The following is an 18,306-nucleotide window of genomic DNA, read 5'->3' as shown; positions in this document are numbered from 1 at the left end:
CATGCGTTCTTTAATGGGTTTAATTAATTTAGCGAACGAACACGATTTTCTTGAAGAGCTGACTTATTTCAGAAATGGAGCTAGTGTTCCTTTTGCCGGACGTTACCGTATCATTGATTTTACGATTTCTAATATGGTGAATACAGGCGCAAATGAAATCGGAATTTTCACTAATCAGAAATACCGGGCGTTAATGGATCATCTTGAAAATGGAGATAACTTCGGTCTTGATGATAAAAATTCCCGGTTATTCGTACTTCCTCCTGACTGGCATGATCCTACAGATATTTCGCGTGGAGATCTGCGGCATTTTCATAACAATCGCGATTATTTCAATCGTTCTAACGCGACTGACGTCATTATTTCAGGCTCGCAGTTTATCTGTAATATGGACTTTAAAGAAGCGTTGAAGCAGCATGTAGATACAGGTGCTGATGTAACGTTGATCGCAGAGCACAAAGTAACACTTGAAGAAATGCATCAACCTTTATTGCGGATTAATGATGAAGACGGCAAAGTTGTATTCCTTAACCATGATCAAGAGAATCATCATATTTTCACAGGTACGTATATAGTGAAGAAAGAAAAATTGATTGATATCGTCGATTTCTGTATTCAGAACTATAAAGATAACTTCTTCATACAAGGGATCCAGGAACGACTGGATCAATTAAATGTCAAATATTTTGATATTGAAGAAAGAACGATGTATATTAATTCCTTGAAAAATTTCTACCGTAGTAATATGTCTATTCTCGATCCAGTAGTATACAAAGAAATTTTTATGAAAAATCAAAGAATCCGTACAAAAACTTCGAGTCAACCGCCAGCAAAATATTTAAATGATTGTGTTGTAAAGAATTCAACAGTTGCAAATGGCTGTGTCATTGAAGGGGATGTTGAAAACAGCATCATCTACCGCGGTGTTAAAATAGCTAAAGGTGCTGTTGTTAAAAATTCTATCATCATGACAAACTGCACAATTGGTGAAGGTGTTATTATAGAAAATGTGATACTGGATAAAGATGTCACTGTTAATGCACATCAACGTTTAATCGGTTCTACAGATAAACCGTATGTTGTTGCAAAGCGACAAACAATCTAAATGAGGTAAACTATTATGAAAAAAATATTATACGTGGCGTCTGAATGTACACCATTCTTCAAATCGGGAGGGCTTGCTGATGTAATCGGCAGCCTTCCGCAGTATTTAAACAAAACAAAAAAATGCGACGTACGTGTCATTCTCCCGTTATATAAACAATTAAAGGAAGAATACCGTGCACAATTAAAAGAAGTGATGATTTATGATACTCAAGTGGGCTGGCGTGAACAGTATACTGGTATATATGAAATGGAATATAATGGTGTTCATTATTATTTCGTTGATAACGAATATTACTTCAACAGAGAAAGCCTGTACGGTTACATCGATGATGGCGAGCGGTTCATTTATTTCTCCAGCGCGGTAATCGAATTTATTTATCGTGGTGACTTTAAACCGGATGTACTCCATGGTCATGACTGGCAGGCAGCGACTGCTGTAGCTCTTTGCAATATTAAAAAGCCGGTTGAAGGCATCCGGACTATTTTCACGATTCATAATATACTGTATCAAGGCTGGTTGATGCATAGCGCGTTTGAGGAACTGTTGAATATCGATAGAATTCATTTCGCAGGGTTTGAATGGGAAGGGATGCTCAACTTAATGAAAGCCGGCATTTTCCATGCCGATAAAATCACGACAGTATCACCGACTTATGCTGAGGAAATTAAATCGGATTACTACGGTGAGGGCTTACAATGGATGCTGCAACTGCGCAGTCCCGATCTGATTGGTATCGTCAATGGTATTGATGTAGACGATTACAATCCGATGAAAGATAGTAATCTACAGGTCAATTATAAAACGTCTATCCCAAAGAAACGCGAAAACAAAAAATCACTGCAGCAGGAATTAGGTCTTTCTGTCGATTCAAATGTTCCGATGTTTTCTATTATTACCCGAATGGTCGAACAAAAAGGACTTCATTTAGTAATGGCAGTACTTGAAGAATTTATTCAGCAGAATGTGCAGATTGTAGTTCTAGGTAATGGTTTGTATGAATTCGAATCTTATTTCAATTATTTAGCGAATAAATATCCTGATAAAGTACATGTCACGATTGGTTTTAATGAAGGATTCTCACGTAAAATATATGCGGCAAGTGACTTCTTTATCATGCCGTCATTGTTCGAACCATGTGGATTATCACAGCTGATCGCCCTGCAATATAAAGCCATCCCGATCGTTCGTGAGACAGGCGGTCTGAAAGACACTGTCGTTCCTTTTGATATTTATAATGGTGTAGGAACAGGATTTACTTTTGTCAACTATAATGCTCATGAACTTCTCGATAAATTAAATGAAGCGCTTCGTGTTTATCACAATACTGAAAGTTATAAAGTTTTAATTAAAAATATTTCTAAAGCCAACAATAGCTGGGCGAAATCTGCTAATCAGTATTTAGAAATTTATTAAGGAGCGTTATTATGAGAACATTTACAAAATATGAGTTCCATAATCTTTTGGAAGACAAGCTCCATAAGCAGCGCATGACGACAGTTAATGAAGCTACAAATACTGACTTGTTCTATGCGATTGCAGCAATTATCAATGATGAAGTGCATCAGACCGCTCTTGAAACGATGAAAAGACACCATCAGAATAAAGAAAGACAAGTTTCCTATCTCTCTCTGGAATTTTTAATTGGTCGTCTTATTGAAAGTAATTTAATTAATACAGGATTTAAATCAGTATGTGATGAAGTGCTGATCGATCTCGGTAAAGATCCGCGTCATGTTTACCATGAAGAAGAAGATGCAGCACTAGGTAACGGTGGCCTTGGTCGCCTGGCTGCATGTTTTCTGGATTCTATTGCAAGTCTAGGCCTTGCTGGAAACGGTTTTGGTATCCGCTACCGATACGGTCTATTCGAGCAGCGGATTGTTTCCGGAGAGCAGATTGAACTTCCAGATAACTGGCTGAAAGAACCATATCCATGGGAGACAAGAAAGTTCGAAGAAACAGTGATTGTCAACTTTGGTGGTACAGTGGATTACACAATCGATGAGCATGACAATATGCATTTTACATTTAACAATCAGGAAAAAGTTCAGGCAGTGCCTTATGATGTCAGCATTGTCGGTTATCATAATGACGTTGTCAATAACTTAAGACTGTGGAAAGCTGAAGCATTTAATCGTGTGGATGACGGTCATGGTTATGATAACCGCCTGAACTACATGAACAATGTAGAGAGAATCTCAGGTGTTCTTTACCCGGATGATGAGAGTGACGATGGCAAACTGCTGCGTCTAAAGCAGCAGTATTTCCTAGTATCTGCTACGCTTCAGACACTGATTAAGAGGTTTAAAAGTATACATGAGCTTCCTCTCACGCAGTTCCACGAAAAAAATGTGATTCAAATCAATGATACGCACCCGACGCTCGGTATTCCTGAACTGATGAGAATTTTGATGGATGAAGAAGGTCTGTCATGGAAAGAAGCCTGGTATATAACAAGCCATACATTTGCTTATACGAATCATACAATCATGCAGGAAGCACTTGAAAAATGGTCATACGATCTGGTCAAGCAGCTGAATCCACGAGTGTTGATGATTATTGAAGAAATTAATCGTCAGTTCTGTCTCGATATATCAGAAGATCAGTTGAAAGACCTTTCCGTTATTGACGATGGTGTTGTTCATATGAGCAGACTTGCAATTATCGGAAGCTTCAGTGTCAATGGTGTTGCAGCCCTTCACAGTGACATCATTAAGAAGCATACTTTCAATGATTTCTATCAGCTGGACGAGGAGAAGTTCAATAACAAGACAAACGGAATTACGCATCGACGCTGGCTGTTGAATGCCAATCCTGGGCTCAGCCGCTTAATTACATCAAAAATCGGCGATTCATGGATAGCTCATCCTGATCAGTTGAGACAACTTCTTGATTTTAAGGATGATGAGAATTTTCTAAGTGAACTTGATGCTGTGAAAGTGAAAAATAAACAGCATTTAAAGAAAGTCATTTTTCAGAAGACTGGTATTGAAGTTAACGAGAACTCTATTTTTGACGTACAGATTAAACGTCTGCATGAATACAAAAGACAGCTGCTGAATGTCTTTCATATTATTTATCTCTATCATGAAATTAAAGATAACCCGACGATGGAAGTGCAGCCGAGAACGTTTATCTTTGGTGCAAAAGCCGCACCTGGTTATAAACGCGCCAAAGAAATCATCCGACTTATTCATGCTGTTGCCAATGTTATTAATAATGATGACGACGTAGCAGACAGAATAAAAGTCGTATTTCTTGAAAATTATAATGTCAGTCTTGCTGAAGATATTATTCCGGCCGCTGAGATTTCTGAACAGATTTCCACTGCTTCAATGGAGGCATCCGGTACAGGGAATATGAAGATGATGATGAACGGTGCAGTCACACTCGGAACTATGGACGGTGCGAACGTGGAAATAGACGAACGTGTAGGTCGAGATCATATTATTATTTTTGGTCTGTCTTCTGATAAAGTCATTGATTATCAGAATAACGGAGGCTACCGGGCACGTGAAGTTTACCAGACGGACGAGCGAATCAAGAGAATTATGGATGAATTAAATGATGATACATTCACTAACGGGAAGTCCTTTAATGATTTGTACTATCATTTGTTGAAGGACAATGATCCATATTTTATACTGAGAGATTTTGACACTTACGTAGATGCCGAGAAGCGGGCAGCTGCTCTATATAACGATAAGAAAAAATGGAATCAGATGAGTCTGGTTAATATAGCGGAGTCCGGATATTTCTCAAGTGACCGTACGATTAAAGATTACAATGAGGATATTTGGAAATTGAACTGAATTTTTTAGTATCATAAAAAGTATATAATACAGCCATGACTGAGATTGGGCAGTCATGGCTGTATTAATGTATTGTTGTGATTGATTATTCTTTAATTCTCATTCGATCCACCTGATTTTTGTCTGGTGTCGCATATACAGTAGCTTGATCAGTATAGGTGACAAAGCCGGGTCTCGCACCACTTGGTTTGTGAACATGTTTGATCAATGTGAAATCAACGGGCACCTGGGCAGACTGGCTGGCCTTGGAATAAAAACTTGCGATGACAGCTGCTTCAATGATCGTCTCGTCCGATGGCTCTTTCGACTGTATGACGACATGTGATCCAGGAATATCCTTCGTATGCAGCCAAGTATGATCATTTCTTGCTACTTTATTGGTCAGATAATCATTCTGTATATTATTTTTACCGACAAGAATATCTGTGCCGTCAGATGACTTGTATTTTTCCAGCTGAATCTTTTGTTTCTTTGTCGCTTTGGTCTTCTGGCGCTTTTTCATCAGACCTTGTTCCTGCAGCTCTTCGCGTATACCTTCGATATCTTCATATGAGATAAAGGCAAGCTGCGCTTCCAGCGTTTCAAGATAGGTGATTTCCTGTTTCGTTTCTGCGATTTGTTCCAGCGCATGAACTTTACGGGTTTTCATTTTATTGTACTGCTTATAATAATACTGAGCATTTTCTGCTGGTGACTTTCTTGGATTAAGTGGAATGGTAATTGTCTTATTTGTGTAGTAGTTCAATGCATCGAATTCACTTAGTCCCGCTTTTAACTGGTACATATTAGCAGTAATGAGTTCGCCGTAGAGCTGAATATCATCCATCTGCTCTGCCTCTTCAAGCTCGTGAATGAGTTTTGCAAGCTTTTTCTCATCTTTCTGCAATAGCTGTGAGATATGACGGCTTAAGTCGATGCTTCTTGATTTTATCCGCTCTCGTTCTCCTCGTTCATTATAATAATCATCAAGCAGCTCAGACAATGTACTAAATGTTTTTTCAGGAGTGCCAAGTGTCTCGAGCAGCATGAAATAAAAGAATTCTTTAGCGCCGTGCGCGTAGTAGACGGGTTGAACAGTATTCATATGTGTTTTAAAGAGCTGGAAAGCCTCGTCAATATCACTATCGAGCGCAAGCATTTCGTCTATCGCGAGAGGACTGAAACCTTCCAGTTGGTTAAGCAGCTGTTTTTTTAGCGGCATGTCACTAGTCAATAATGGTGTGACTGTTGCCAGCTCAAACGGATTATGTTTTTTAGCAGTCGGCGGTTCCTCGTAAGTGAAGCCCGGCATGATCGTCCGAGCAGCATTCGTATTGGGAGTCAGATGCTTCATGCTCTCCAAGATCTTTAAATCGCTGTCAGTTAAGATTACGTTACTATGTTTGCCCATCAATTCAATAATCAGCTTCCGTTGAACCGGATCTCCGATTTCATCCGTATTGTCAAAATCGATGACAATGATTCTATCGTTTCCTAATTGTGTAAAATTTTTCAGGATACCACCTTCAAGGTGCTTTCTCAGCACACGTAGAAACATAGGCGGTTCAAATGGATTGGAATACTTTTTCTCCGTTATATGGAAACGAGCGAAATTTGGATGACCAGATATAATCAGCTGCTGATTCTTTCTCATGGCTCTCACTGTTAATATAATCGTCTGATTATCTGGCTGTGTCACACGATTAATTCTTCCGCTCTTTAAAAAGTCCAGTTCTGCAATCATTTTTCCTGTAAATAAACCATCAAATGCCATTACTTTTCACCTCATTTATCATTAATATAGTGTATCATGATTTAAAAGGCTAAACATTAAAGATGAATAATTTATTGAACCATGTATTTTTAGCATGATTTGTGATAAATTAAGTTATAACGAATTTATAAGCAGAAAGGTCGTCGCAATGAATACAGAAAAAGGATTGCTCATTGTTTTGTCCGGCCCATCAGGTGTCGGCAAGGGTACTGTCAGAAAAGCGATATTCGATGATCCGATTACGGATTTTGAATATTCCATTTCAATGACTACTCGCAAGATGAGAGTAGGAGAAATAGATGGTGTAGATTATTTCTTTAAATCAAGAGAAGAATTTGAAGCTTTGATTGAAGCGGATGAATTCATTGAATATGCTGAATATGTTGGCAATTATTACGGGACACCAGTACAATATGTGAGAGAGACGATGGACGCCGGCAAAGATGTTTTTCTGGAAATTGAAGTCGAAGGCGCGAAACAAGTTCGCAGAAAGTTTCCGGATGCTCTGTTTATCTTTTTAGCACCACCGTCACTTGCCCACCTGGAGGAACGACTCATTGGGCGAGGTACTGAATCAAAAGATGTCATTGCCTACAGAATTTCAGAAGCGAGAAAAGAAGTCGAAATGATGAATCTTTATGATTACGTTGTCGTCAATGATGAAGTGCTGGAAGCGAAACGTAAAATTCAGACCATCGTTGAAGCTGAGCATTTAAAGCGTGAACGTATAGAAGCGAGATTCAGAAAAATGTTATTGGAGGCCAAAAAATAATGTTATATCCACCACTTGATCAAATTAAAGAAAACGTCAATTCAAAATATTTAGTCGTTACATTGGCAGCTAAACGTGCCCGTGAATTACAGGACAATCCAGATTCAAATTTATTGGAGCGCTACGTATCTTATAAACCTGTTGGTCAGTCACTTGAAGAGATTGCACAAGGTAAAATTCATATCATCGAAGAATAATTGCACGGGCGGATTGATTTCTGCTCGTTTTTATTTTGCTGATTACTAACGAATAGTGTGATCATTCATTAAAACTAGAATATCATGCATAATCCTAACGGGTGGCATCATCATTCATCAAGTATTATAATAATAAGAGCAGCAGAAATGAACGTTAATCTGGCAAACTTGTTTGTCAGATTTTTTATAGGAGGAGACATGAAAATACTATTGAATGTGACAGGTGGAATCGCTGTCTACAAGGCCATTGACTTAACGAGTAAGCTTGTTCAGGCGGGTCACGAAGTAAAAGTTCTGATGACTGAATCAGCGCAAAAGTTTGTGACACCGCTTCCTTTTCAGGCGTTAAGCCGCAACGAAGTTCATACTGATTTGTTTGATGAAACCAATCCGGAAGTCGTCAAACATATTGATCTTGCAGACTGGGCGGATATCAATGTCATCGCTCCGGCGACGGCCGCAACTATCGGCAGGCTTGCTCACGGTATCGCTGATAATATGGTAACTACGACGTTGATTGCATCGACAAAACCGACATTAATTGCTCCTGCGATGAACAGCAATATGTATCGAAATCCTGCTGTACAGCGTAATATGCAGCTTCTGAGAGAGATGAATTATCACTTCATCGATCCGAACAGCGGATTCCTGGCATGCGGCTACATTGCCGAAGGGCGTATGGCAGAGCCAATGGAAATCATTGAAGCAATCAATACATTTGTAACTGCGCAGAAATATAATAATGATTACGCAGGAAAACGGCTGCTCGTTACAGCAGGTCCTACAATTGAGCGCATTGACGCAGTAAGGTATATGACGAATAATTCAACTGGACGCATGGGTTATGCGCTTGCAGAGGCAGCAGCCTCGCGCGGTGCCATCGTGACTTTAGTGAGTGGTCCGGTCCATATTGCACCTCCTAAAGGAGTCAGTGTCGTCAATGTAGAAAGCGCGGAAGAAATGTTTGAAGCAGTAACCTCACGTATGGAGGAGCAGGACATCATCGTTAAAGCAGCAGCTGTTGCAGACTATACTCCAGTGTCCCGCCTTACTGGAAAACTTAAGAAACAGGAAGGTAGTCTTGATCTGTCATTCAAACGGACAACCGATATATTGAAATATCTCGGAGAACATAAAACTCATCACTATCTTGCTGGATTTGCAGCAGAGACTGAACAAGTAGCAGCGTATGCAAAAGGGAAACTTGAGAAGAAAAATGCTGACGTTATTATAGCGAATAATGTGGGAGATACATCCATCGGTTTTAAGTCGAATAATAATGCAGTGGAACTGTTCTTTAAAGATGGCAGTTCACATATCATTGAAAAAATGCCTAAAATTGATGTGGCTCATGAAATATTAACAGCGATAAAGAAGGATGATCATGTACGCTAAGATTGTAGTAGATGTAAATGCGAAACGGGTCGATAAACTATTTGATTATGCAGTACCAGCAGAACTTGAAAAACTCATGGCAGTCGGTATGCGTGTCGTTGTACCATTCGGTCCGAGAAAGATTCAAGGATATGTCATTGAGCTATTTGAAGGGGATTCTGATAGACAGCTAAAAGCCATTCACTGTATCCAGGATGTCACGCCGGAACTGAATTCAGAACTTATTGAACTAAGTGCGTGGATGCAGAAGACTCATATTGCTAAGCGTATTGCAGTGCTGGATGTCATGCTTCCGAACGCCGTTAAAGGCAAGTATCATAAAGTCTATAGATTAGTTGATGAAGACGTTCCGGAAAACATTAAAGTTCTCTTCAATAAACAGGGAATGAAGAAAATTGGGGAATGCTCATTAAATGATATTACACTTCTAAGACCATTGATTGAATCGGGTGAAGTCATCGAGGATATTGATGTCAGTCAGCAGCAGCGAATTAAAACTCAAAAAGCAGTAACGCTTGCAGATATGGATGTTGATTCTGCACTTAATAGTTTGCGCACAGACAAACAGAAATCACTCGTTGAACTCGTCGCTGACAATAAAATAATGACATTAAAAGAATTAAAAGATATGGATTATTCTCCGGCCGTAGTAAATGGAGTCGTAAAGAAAGGTCTGTTGAAGAAGATTGATGTCGAGGATGTCAGAGACCCTTATAAAGACCGTGTCTTTTTTGCGGATGAGAAAAAAACATTATTGCCGGAACAACAAGAAGCATATAACGCTGTCAAAGAAGCAATTGATGCTGAAAGAAACGACGTATTTCTCCTTCATGGTATAACGGGAAGCGGAAAAACAGAGGTCTATTTGCAGACCATTTCTGATGTGCTGGACAAAGGTATGACCGCACTCATGCTAGTACCGGAAATAGCTTTGACTCCTCAGATGGTTGAACGATTTAAAGCACGTTTCGGCGATGAAGTGGCGGTACTGCATTCTGGTTTAAGTGCAGGAGAACGTTATGATGAATGGCGCAAAATCAGAAGCGGAGAAGCTCGCGTATCAGTTGGTGCTCGTTCCAGCGTCTTTGCACCTTTCAAACATCTTGGTCTCATCATTATTGATGAAGAACATGAGGCAAGTTACAAGCAGGCAGATTATCCACGATATCACGCTCGTGATATTGCACTGTGGCGCGCGGAATACCACCAATGTCCAGTAATACTTGGAAGTGCTACACCGTCACTCGAAAGCTATGCTCGTGCAGAAAAAGGCGTCTATACGATGCTCACTATAAATGAAAGAGCCAATCAGTTTCCTGTACCTTCAGTGCACGTCGTCAATATGCGGGAAGAACTAGCAGCAGGAAACCGGTCTATGTTTTCAGAAACACTGACGACAGCCATCAATGACCGCATCCAAAAAGGAGAACAGATTGTCCTGTTCTTGAATCGACGGGGTCATGCTCAGTTCATGCTATGTCGCGACTGTGGATATGTGCCGCAGTGTCCAAACTGCGACATCAGTCTGACATATCATAAAGTGACCGACGATTTGAAATGTCATTACTGTGGTTATAAGGAACCGAAAGTATTAAAATGTCCGAGCTGTGACAGCGATCATATTCGTGAAATGGGCGTCGGGACACAGAAAGTTGAAGAACTGATCTACAAACATTTTGACGGTGCTAAAGTCATCCGGATGGACAATGACACAACAACCAGAAAAGGTTCACACGAACGGCTGCTGAGCCAGTTTAAAAACGGCGAAGCAAATATTCTGCTTGGTACGCAGATGATAGCAAAAGGTCTGGATTTCCCGAATATCACTTTAGTCGGCGTGCTTAATGCAGACACGATGCTTAATCTCCCTGATTTCAGGTCCGCAGAACGTACGTATCAACTGCTGACGCAGGTCGCCGGTCGTGCCGGACGAGCAGAAAAAGAGGGTCACGTCATTATCCAGACATATAATCCTGATCATTATGCAATTGAACACGCAAAGAATAACGACTTCCTTGGTTTCTATAATCAAGAGATGCAGTTCAGGAAAGTCGGAAAATATCCGCCTTATTTCTATTTAGTTAACCTGGTTTTCAGTCACAGAGATATGAAAGAGGTTCTGCTTGAAAGCAGGCATATTCATGAAGTACTGCTGCAGCATCTTAGTCCTGGCAGTTTTGTCCTTGGACCGGCTCCATGTGCTATCGGAAGAATCAATAATCAGTATAGATTTCAGATTATTATCAAGTTTAAATCTGAACCTGATCTGTTGACTGCCTTGATGTATCTAGATGATTATTACTATGATAAGTTTGTAAAAGATAAATTTTCGTTAAGTATTGACATCAATCCTCAATCCATGATGTAAAGTTGAAAATGGTGACAAAATACACTTTATGTGCTATAGTATTTTAGTAAATAAGTTGAGCTGCTCGCATAACTGCAAGCAGCTGTTTTTATGCTCAATACCTTGCTATAAGTAGCATTTATCCTATATACTATTATGATTGCATATGAATCAAGTACAACAACAAGAAATGAGGATAATGATGGCAATAAAATCATTGATTAATGATAGCAGCCCTTTGCTGCATAGAGAAGTTAAAGATGTCACTGAGTTCGACAGCTCACTCCGTGAACTGATCGCAGATCTCGAAGATACGATGTTTGATGCTGATGGTGTTGGCATTGCAGCCCCGCAGATCGGAGTCGATTTAAAAGTCGCGCTGGTCGATATGGAAGAAGAAGGTATTCTGCAGCTGATCAATCCCGAAATTATTCACTATTCTAAAGAGACAACATTAGATATTGAAGGATGCTTAAGTCTGCCGGATATATTCGGTGAAGTGCCGAGAAGTGTAAAAATTGAACTGAAGGCACAAGATGCATCTGGAAGAGCAGTAGAAATGACTGCATTTGATGATGTCGCACGTGCTATTCAACATGAAGTGGACCATCTCTATGGTAAATTATTTACTGAAAAAATGACGAGACAAATCAGCCTGGAAGAATTGGAGGAAATGTATAGCGATGACGAAGATCATATTCATGGGAACGCCTGATTTCTCAAGTCCAATACTTGAGAGATTAGCAGCAAATTATAACGTTATAGCGGTTGTGACACAGCCTGACAAACCAGTCGGACGAAAAAAAATAATGACACCACCGCCTGTGAAAGTAACAGCTGAACAGTTGAATATTCCTGTCTATCAACCTGTAAAGCTGACTGGTTCACAAGAGCTAGACGAGATTATTTCTCTCAAACCGGATTTGATTGTCACAGCAGCATATGGCCAGCTGCTGCCGGAACGTCTGCTGGAAACACCGCAGTACGGATGCATTAACGTTCACGCAAGTCTACTGCCGAAGTATCGGGGTGGTGCGCCCATTCACTATGCTGTGATCAACGGAGAACAAGAAACGGGAGTCTCTATTATGTACATGGTGAAAAAACTGGATGCAGGTGATGTGATCAGTCAGCGTGTTATTTCAATAGAGCAGAATGATACTGTTGGAACAGTACATGATAAACTATCGGCCCTTGGAGTTGAACTGCTGATGGAGACACTCCCTTCTATTATTGAAGGAACAAATTCGCGTACTCCACAGGACGAATCAGCAGTGACTTTCGCCTCAAATATTTCTCGTGAAGATGAATATGTAGACTTTAATCGGTCGGCACTTGAGGTCTATAATCAGATCAGAGGATTATCACCATGGCCAGTGGGATATGCGAACTTATCAGGAAAACCGATGAAATTATGGCATGCTGAGTTAACTGAAGGTGAAGGTACTCCTGGTCAGATTCTTCGTGCTGATAAAGACGGCATCGTCGTAGCAGCATTAGATGGAGCCGTGCTGTTGACAGAAATACAGCCGGCCGGTAAAAAACGAATGACTGCAGCGAGCTTTGCTGCTGGTCAGCAGAAAGAAATAACGGGGACGGTTTTCAATGAAGGATAATAACGTAAGACTGACAGCGCTCAATATACTGGATCAAGTGATAACAGAAGGCGGTTACAGTAATCTTCTGATTAATGATGCCATCAAGTCAGGCGGCATTGAAGTGCAGGACCGCGCACTATTGACAGAACTTGTCTATGGTACGCTGCAGCATAAACTGACACTTGAATATTATCTTGAACCTTTCATCAAGACGAATATTAAAGGCTGGATGCGACGTTTATTAATGATGAGCGTCTACCAGGCTGTCTATTTAACAAAAATACCAGATCATGCCATCATCAATGAAGCAGTAGAAATTACGAAGCGCCGAGGATCGATTGCCGGTGCTAACACGATGAATGCAATTTTACGTAACTTCCAGCGATCACCGCTGCGTGATTTTAATGATATAAAAGATGAGCTGAAAAGAATCAGCATAGAAACAAGTACACCGCTCTGGCTCGTCAAGCACTGGAAGACGCATTTTGGCCTTGAGGTTACAAAGAAAATCTGTGCGAACCTGCTTGAACGGCCTGATACAAGTATCCGTGTCAACACGACCCGGTTGACTGTGGAAGAAGCAATTCATCATCTTACTGCTGACGGCTATACAGTTAAGCAGTCGGCCATAGTGCCGGAATGTCTCTTTATTGATGGACCACCAATCGTTCAGACCCGCCTCTTTAAAGACGGTCTGGTCAGCATTCAGGACGCATCTAGTATGTTAGTGGCTCACATCATGGACCCACAGCCAAATGACATAATTCTAGATACATGCAGTGCACCTGGCGGTAAAACATGCCATATTGCAGAACGTCTGAATCATACAGGTCATATCGATGCTTTTGATATACATGAACATAAACTTGAACTGATAGACTTCAACTTGCGTAAGCTGCGCTTGACTAATGTGACCGTAGGCTTGCATGACGCACGTGCACCCTTTGACAGACAGTATGACAAAGTACTCGTCGATGCACCGTGCAGCGGTCTCGGCGTTGCTAAACGTAAGCCGGAGATTAAATATGAGAAAACACAAAAAGATATTGACCAGCTCTGGCCGCTGCAGCTGGATATTCTTCTGAACGCAGCAGATAGTGTCAAGCCAGGTGGATTACTCATATATTCCACTTGTACGATTGAACAGATGGAAAATGACAATGTCGTCTATTCGTTTATTAAACAGAACAAAGACTTTGACATCGAACCGATACAGCTCGGCGATGTAACGCATAAAACATTACAGATTCTGCCGCATGACTTTAATGCAGACGGATTCTATATCGCAAAACTAAGAAGGAAGGTCGTATCATAATGGCATTACTAGAGAAGAAGAAAAATAAATTCATGCCGAACTTCGACAAACCGTCGATTTATTCGCTGCAGCTTGATGAACTCAAAGAATGGCTTGCAGATAATAAGCAGCAAGGTTTCCGTGCGAAACAGATTTTTGACTGGCTGTACGTTAAGCGCATCACTTCATTTGACGAAATGAGTAATTTATCTAAGGAACTTCGTCAGTTACTGGAGGAACAGTTCTCAATTACGACGTTGAAGACTGTTGTTAAGCAGGAAAGTAAAGACGGAACTATTAAATTTCTTTACGAATTACAGGATGGCTACACCATTGAAACAGTGTTGATGCGTCATGACTACGGTAATTCGGTATGTGTCACGACACAAGTGGGCTGCCGAATCGGCTGTACATTTTGTGCAAGTACGCTGGGCGGTTTAAAACGTAATCTGGAAGCTGGAGAAATTGTGGCTCAAGTACTCAACGTTCAGCAGGCACTTGATTTGACGGATGAACGCGTCAGCCATGTGGTCATCATGGGTATCGGTGAACCGTTTGAGAACTATGATGAGATGATGGATTTCCTTAAAATCATCAATCATAATGACGGCCTGAACATCGGTGCACGACATATCACTGTATCAACATCCGGTGTCGTACCGCGTATTTATGACTTCGCTGATGAAGAACTGCAGATTAACTTCGCGTTAAGTCTGCATGCGGCAGACAATGACGTCCGTTCGCGCTTGATGCCGATCAATCGGGCCTATAACTTGGATAAATTAATGCCGGCTATTGAGTACTATACTGAGAAAACTGGGCGTCGTATTACGTTTGAATATGGTCTGTTCGGTGGCGTCAATGATCAGGTTCAGCATGCAAGAGAACTTGCTAAACTTATAAAACATTTAAACTGCCACGTCAATTTAATTCCGGTGAATCATGTTCCTGAGCGTGATTATGTCCGTACTTCAAAAGAAGATATCTTTAAGTTTGAAAAAGAATTAAAAAGAAATGGTATTAATGCTACAATTAGACGTGAACATGGTTCTGATATCGATGCGGCCTGTGGTCAGCTGAGAGCCAAAGAAAGACAGGAAGAAACGAGGTAGCACGCTATGGATGCACGTTTTTTTACAGATATAGGAAGGACGCGTACGCGCAATGAAGATGCGGGTGGTGTCTTTACGAATCATACGGGTCAAGTCCTATTACTTATTTGTGATGGAATGGGCGGACATAACGCAGGAGATGTTGCGAGCAGATTTGTTACTGCTAGAATGAAAGAACGTTTCCAAGAAGAGAACTTCATTGAATTTGGGCAGTCTGAAAGCTGGCTGAAATCCAATATTTCAGATATTAACCGTCAGTTATATAATCTTGCCCACCAGCATGATGAAAATCATGGAATGGGAACGACACTTGTAGCGGCATTGATATTTGACGGCAGAGTGATCATCGCAAATGTCGGTGATTCAAGAGCTTATTTTGTCAATGAGCGGGAATTCAGACAAGTGACGAATGATCATACATTTGTCAATCATCTCGTTATGGCAGGTGAACTGACAAAAGAAGAAGCGGCACGTCACCCACAGCGAAATATCATCACTAAAGTGCTTGGCACAGACAGACGTGTGCATCCTGATATTTTTGTCTATGAAACTAAACGATATGATAGAATTCTTCTGGCTTCAGATGGACTGACAGATTATGTGGAAGAACAGTTCATACATCAGGTTTTCAACGAAGAACCTGGTGTAGAACAGCTGGGTTCGAAACTGATTCAATTGGCATTGGAATCCGATGTCCATGACAATGTTTCGTTTGTTGTGGGTAATCTGGGAGGTGTTCACTAATGCTCGGGACTATTATCAGTGAACGCTATAAGTTGATTCAATATATTGGCGGCGGTGGAATGAGTAATGTCTATTTAGCGGAAGATATTATTCTGGACCGTAAAGCGGCCGTTAAGATCATCAATATTCCGCCGAACGATAAAGAGCGGGCTGTTCAGAGATTTGAACGTGAAGTGCAGAACGCAACTACATTATCTCATCCAAATATCGTCAAAGTCATTGATGTTGACGAAGATGACCATCATTACTACTTGATCATGGAGTATATCGAGGGCCCGACATTATCAGAGTATATTCGTGATAATGGACCGCTACCAGTAGATGAAGCTATTTTATTCACCAAGCAGATTCTTCGCGGCATTGGTGATGCGCACCATCATATGATTATTCATAGAGACATTAAACCGCAGAATATATTACTGACAGAGAATAAGGAAATTAAAATTACAGATTTCGGCATTGCTCGTGCCTTGAGCGAAACAGCAATGACACAGACTAACCATGTGATGGGATCTGTTCATTATCTGCCGCCGGAACAGGCTAAAGGCAAAGCAGCTGATGAGTCAGCTGATATTTATTCTATCGGTATTGTATTGTTTGAAATGCTGACAGGACATCCACCTTTTGAAGGAGATTCTCCGGTCAGCATTGCAATCAAGCATATTCAAGAGCCGCTGCCAGATATACTAGCTGGTCGCTCTGACGTACCGCAAAGCCTTGAGAACGTCGTCATCAAAGCAACGATGAAAGAAAAGTACAGCAGATATCGGACTACCGAAGAAATGTACGATGACTTATCCACTGTGCTGGATATTGAACGGCAGAAAGAACAACGTTATCAAATAGCAGATGACAAAACAATGATGATTCCAGTCGTTGATGATAACACAAAAACAGTTAGACCAGTCACTGCAGCTGTTACAAGTGTAGACAAATCGCAGCACTCAGCACCTGCTGCTAAGAAAAAGAATCGCTTTTTGATGATTCTGCTGCCGTTACTGCTCATGCTATTAATATTCGGGGCCATACTATGGTACATGTTTTCGCCTAAATATAGCGATGTTCCGAGTGTTGCAGGAAAAACATTGTCACAAACAACAGCTATATTTGAAAAAGAGAACTTAAGAAAAGGCAAAGTTGTCTATGAATATTCAGCAGAATATGATGATGGTACTGTCATCAGTTCTACTCCAAAAAGCGGAACCAAGGTCAAGGAAATGACAAAAGTAGACTTGCTGGTTTCTAAAGGAGTAAAGAAATACGGAATAAAAAATTACAAAGGTAAAAAGATTGATGAAGTGCGGGAGATGCTTGAGAAAGCTGGATTTAAGAAAGTATCTGTGAAGGAAGTATATAATGCTGAACCTGAAGGAACAATTCTCACTCAAAGTCTGAATCCGGGACAGCAGGTTGTTCCGAGTCAGTCTAATATTACCTTTAACGTCTCTAAAGGGCCTCAGCAGATCTATGTAGGGGACTATACAGGACAATCATTTGATAATGCTAAATCTGAGCTTGAAGCCCAAGGTTTTGTTGTGAATGTAGTTGCTGAGAACTATAATGAAGACATTAAAAAAGGAAACATTATTTCACAGGATGCTAAAAATATGAAATACACATTCGGTTCTACAATTAACTTTGAATTATCTAAAGGAAGAGAACCGAAAAAGGAACAAGCAGAAAAACCGACTACAGAAGAGCCATCAACTGAAAAACCAACGACAGAAGAGCCTGAAAAGCCTGATAAGCCTGATAAGAAATATACTGAAACTGTGACCATCCCATACAGAAAGTCAGAAGAAACATCGACTGAAGAAGGACAGGCGAAAGAAACACCTAAACAGACTGTTGAAATCTATATTAATGACAAGAATAACAGTCAGGATGAAGTGTTCGAATCGTTTGAACTGGATGAAGACGTCACAAAAAAAATTATGATGACCATCGAACCAGATGCGCAGGCGACATATATCATCAAAATTGATGGGGTTATCTATAAGAAGGAAGTTATTGATTACGATGAAATATAACACCAGTCTGTTGACTGGGGATTGTAAAATAAACTGTGTAAGTAGAGGGCGTACGACTCTGCTACGCAGTTTATTTTTTTAGTGATAAAATCGAATTAACTTTTTAAGGAGGTCTATAGATGGCTAAGAAAAGACGTGATCCAA

Annotated in this window: 14 protein-coding genes; 13 read left to right on the top strand and 1 reads right to left on the bottom strand. The window is 40.5% G+C overall.

The features are described 5' to 3' along the window. Window position 1: 1 nt before the first annotated feature. The 3 genes from glgD to ERX29_RS08850 are packed head-to-tail and all read left to right on the top strand — an operon-like array spanning window position 2 to window position 4,920. Window positions 2-1,105, top strand: a complete 1,104-nt coding sequence (gene glgD / locus ERX29_RS08860; RefSeq protein ID WP_133444328.1) for a glucose-1-phosphate adenylyltransferase subunit GlgD — start codon at window positions 2-4, stop codon at window positions 1,103-1,105. A 15-nt stretch (window positions 1,106-1,120) separates the two neighbouring features. Next, window positions 1,121-2,521, top strand: a complete 1,401-nt coding sequence (gene glgA, locus ERX29_RS08855) for a glycogen synthase GlgA (RefSeq protein WP_133444327.1) — start codon at window positions 1,121-1,123, stop codon at window positions 2,519-2,521. Window positions 2,522-2,532: 11 nt separating this feature from the next. Then, window positions 2,533-4,920, top strand: a complete 2,388-nt coding sequence (locus tag ERX29_RS08850) for a glycogen/starch/alpha-glucan phosphorylase (protein ID WP_133444326.1) — start codon at window positions 2,533-2,535, stop codon at window positions 4,918-4,920. 85 nt (window positions 4,921-5,005) lie between these two features. On the opposite strand, the gene ERX29_RS08845 is transcribed toward ERX29_RS08850, so the two are convergent. Further along, window positions 5,006-6,673: an Rqc2 family fibronectin-binding protein gene (locus ERX29_RS08845; protein WP_133444325.1), complete on the bottom strand. Its 1,668-nt coding sequence runs from the start codon at window positions 6,671-6,673 to the stop codon at window positions 5,006-5,008. A 148-nt stretch (window positions 6,674-6,821) separates the two neighbouring features. Between ERX29_RS08845 and gmk the strand changes: the two genes are divergently transcribed. The 10 genes from gmk to pknB all read left to right on the top strand — a co-directional run bounded on the left by gmk (window position 6,822) and on the right by pknB (window position 18,162). Then, entirely contained in the window at window positions 6,822-7,445 is a 624-nt protein-coding gene (gmk, locus tag ERX29_RS08840; protein WP_133444324.1) for a guanylate kinase, read from the top strand. After that, window positions 7,445-7,642 (top strand): DNA-directed RNA polymerase subunit omega, encoded by a 198-nt coding sequence (gene rpoZ, locus ERX29_RS08835; RefSeq protein ID WP_133444323.1) that lies wholly within the window; start codon window positions 7,445-7,447, stop codon window positions 7,640-7,642. The genes gmk and rpoZ overlap by 1 nt, the downstream gene beginning before the upstream one ends. A gap of 198 nt (window positions 7,643-7,840) precedes the next feature. Beyond that, window positions 7,841-9,037, top strand: a complete 1,197-nt coding sequence (gene coaBC / locus ERX29_RS08830) for a bifunctional phosphopantothenoylcysteine decarboxylase/phosphopantothenate--cysteine ligase CoaBC (RefSeq protein ID WP_133444386.1) — start codon at window positions 7,841-7,843, stop codon at window positions 9,035-9,037. Next, window positions 9,027-11,405, top strand: a complete 2,379-nt coding sequence (gene priA, locus ERX29_RS08825) for a primosomal protein N' (protein ID WP_133444322.1) — start codon at window positions 9,027-9,029, stop codon at window positions 11,403-11,405. Before coaBC ends, priA begins: the two co-directional genes overlap by 11 nt. Window positions 11,406-11,586: 181 nt before the next feature. After that, window positions 11,587-12,099, top strand: a complete 513-nt coding sequence (gene def / locus ERX29_RS08820) for a peptide deformylase (RefSeq protein ID WP_133444321.1) — start codon at window positions 11,587-11,589, stop codon at window positions 12,097-12,099. Further along, on the top strand, window positions 12,068-13,000 hold the full coding sequence (gene fmt, locus ERX29_RS08815; protein ID WP_133444320.1) for a methionyl-tRNA formyltransferase: 933 nt from the start codon (window positions 12,068-12,070) through the stop codon (window positions 12,998-13,000). Before def ends, fmt begins: the two co-directional genes overlap by 32 nt. Next, the gene (gene rsmB, locus ERX29_RS08810) at window positions 12,990-14,297 is read left to right on the top strand and encodes a 16S rRNA (cytosine(967)-C(5))-methyltransferase RsmB (RefSeq protein WP_133444319.1); all 1,308 of its coding nucleotides are present in this window, start codon (window positions 12,990-12,992) and stop codon (window positions 14,295-14,297) included. The genes fmt and rsmB overlap by 11 nt, the downstream gene beginning before the upstream one ends. Next, window positions 14,297-15,388 (top strand): dual-specificity RNA methyltransferase RlmN, encoded by a 1,092-nt coding sequence (gene rlmN / locus ERX29_RS08805; RefSeq protein WP_424960635.1) that lies wholly within the window; start codon window positions 14,297-14,299, stop codon window positions 15,386-15,388. Before rsmB ends, rlmN begins: the two co-directional genes overlap by 1 nt. A gap of 6 nt (window positions 15,389-15,394) precedes the next feature. After that, window positions 15,395-16,132, top strand: coding sequence for a Stp1/IreP family PP2C-type Ser/Thr phosphatase (locus tag ERX29_RS08800; protein WP_133444317.1), 738 nt, complete (start codon window positions 15,395-15,397; stop codon window positions 16,130-16,132). Beyond that, window positions 16,132-18,162, top strand: coding sequence for a Stk1 family PASTA domain-containing Ser/Thr kinase (gene pknB, locus ERX29_RS08795; protein WP_133444316.1), 2,031 nt, complete (start codon window positions 16,132-16,134; stop codon window positions 18,160-18,162). The genes ERX29_RS08800 and pknB overlap by 1 nt, the downstream gene beginning before the upstream one ends. Window positions 18,163-18,306: the final 144 nt, after the last annotated feature.

The sequence above is a fragment of the Macrococcus lamae genome (genome assembly GCF_004359545.1).
Classification (GTDB): domain Bacteria; phylum Bacillota; class Bacilli; order Staphylococcales; family Staphylococcaceae; genus Macrococcus; species Macrococcus lamae.
Note: the sequence above shows the minus strand (reverse complement) of the source record. Positions and strands in the feature narration are given on the sequence as shown.

Excerpts from the sequence above, each read along its gene's own strand:
- glgD (WP_133444328.1), top strand. The coding sequence starts at position 2 with ATGCGTTCTTTAATGGGTTTAATTAATTTAGCGAACGAACACGATTTT.
- glgA (WP_133444327.1), top strand. The coding sequence starts at position 1,121 with ATGAAAAAAATATTATACGTGGCGTCTGAATGTACACCATTCTTCAAA.
- ERX29_RS08850 (WP_133444326.1), top strand. The coding sequence starts at position 2,533 with ATGAGAACATTTACAAAATATGAGTTCCATAATCTTTTGGAAGACAAG.
- ERX29_RS08845 (WP_133444325.1), bottom strand. The coding sequence starts at position 6,673 with ATGGCATTTGATGGTTTATTTACAGGAAAAATGATTGCAGAACTGGAC.
- gmk (WP_133444324.1), top strand. The coding sequence starts at position 6,822 with ATGAATACAGAAAAAGGATTGCTCATTGTTTTGTCCGGCCCATCAGGT.
- rpoZ (WP_133444323.1), top strand. The coding sequence starts at position 7,445 with ATGTTATATCCACCACTTGATCAAATTAAAGAAAACGTCAATTCAAAA.
- coaBC (WP_133444386.1), top strand. The coding sequence starts at position 7,841 with ATGAAAATACTATTGAATGTGACAGGTGGAATCGCTGTCTACAAGGCC.
- priA (WP_133444322.1), top strand. The coding sequence starts at position 9,027 with ATGTACGCTAAGATTGTAGTAGATGTAAATGCGAAACGGGTCGATAAA.
- def (WP_133444321.1), top strand. The coding sequence starts at position 11,587 with ATGGCAATAAAATCATTGATTAATGATAGCAGCCCTTTGCTGCATAGA.
- fmt (WP_133444320.1), top strand. The coding sequence starts at position 12,068 with ATGACGAAGATCATATTCATGGGAACGCCTGATTTCTCAAGTCCAATA.
- rsmB (WP_133444319.1), top strand. The coding sequence starts at position 12,990 with ATGAAGGATAATAACGTAAGACTGACAGCGCTCAATATACTGGATCAA.
- rlmN (WP_424960635.1), top strand. The coding sequence starts at position 14,297 with ATGGCATTACTAGAGAAGAAGAAAAATAAATTCATGCCGAACTTCGAC.
- ERX29_RS08800 (WP_133444317.1), top strand. The coding sequence starts at position 15,395 with ATGGATGCACGTTTTTTTACAGATATAGGAAGGACGCGTACGCGCAAT.
- pknB (WP_133444316.1), top strand. The coding sequence starts at position 16,132 with ATGCTCGGGACTATTATCAGTGAACGCTATAAGTTGATTCAATATATT.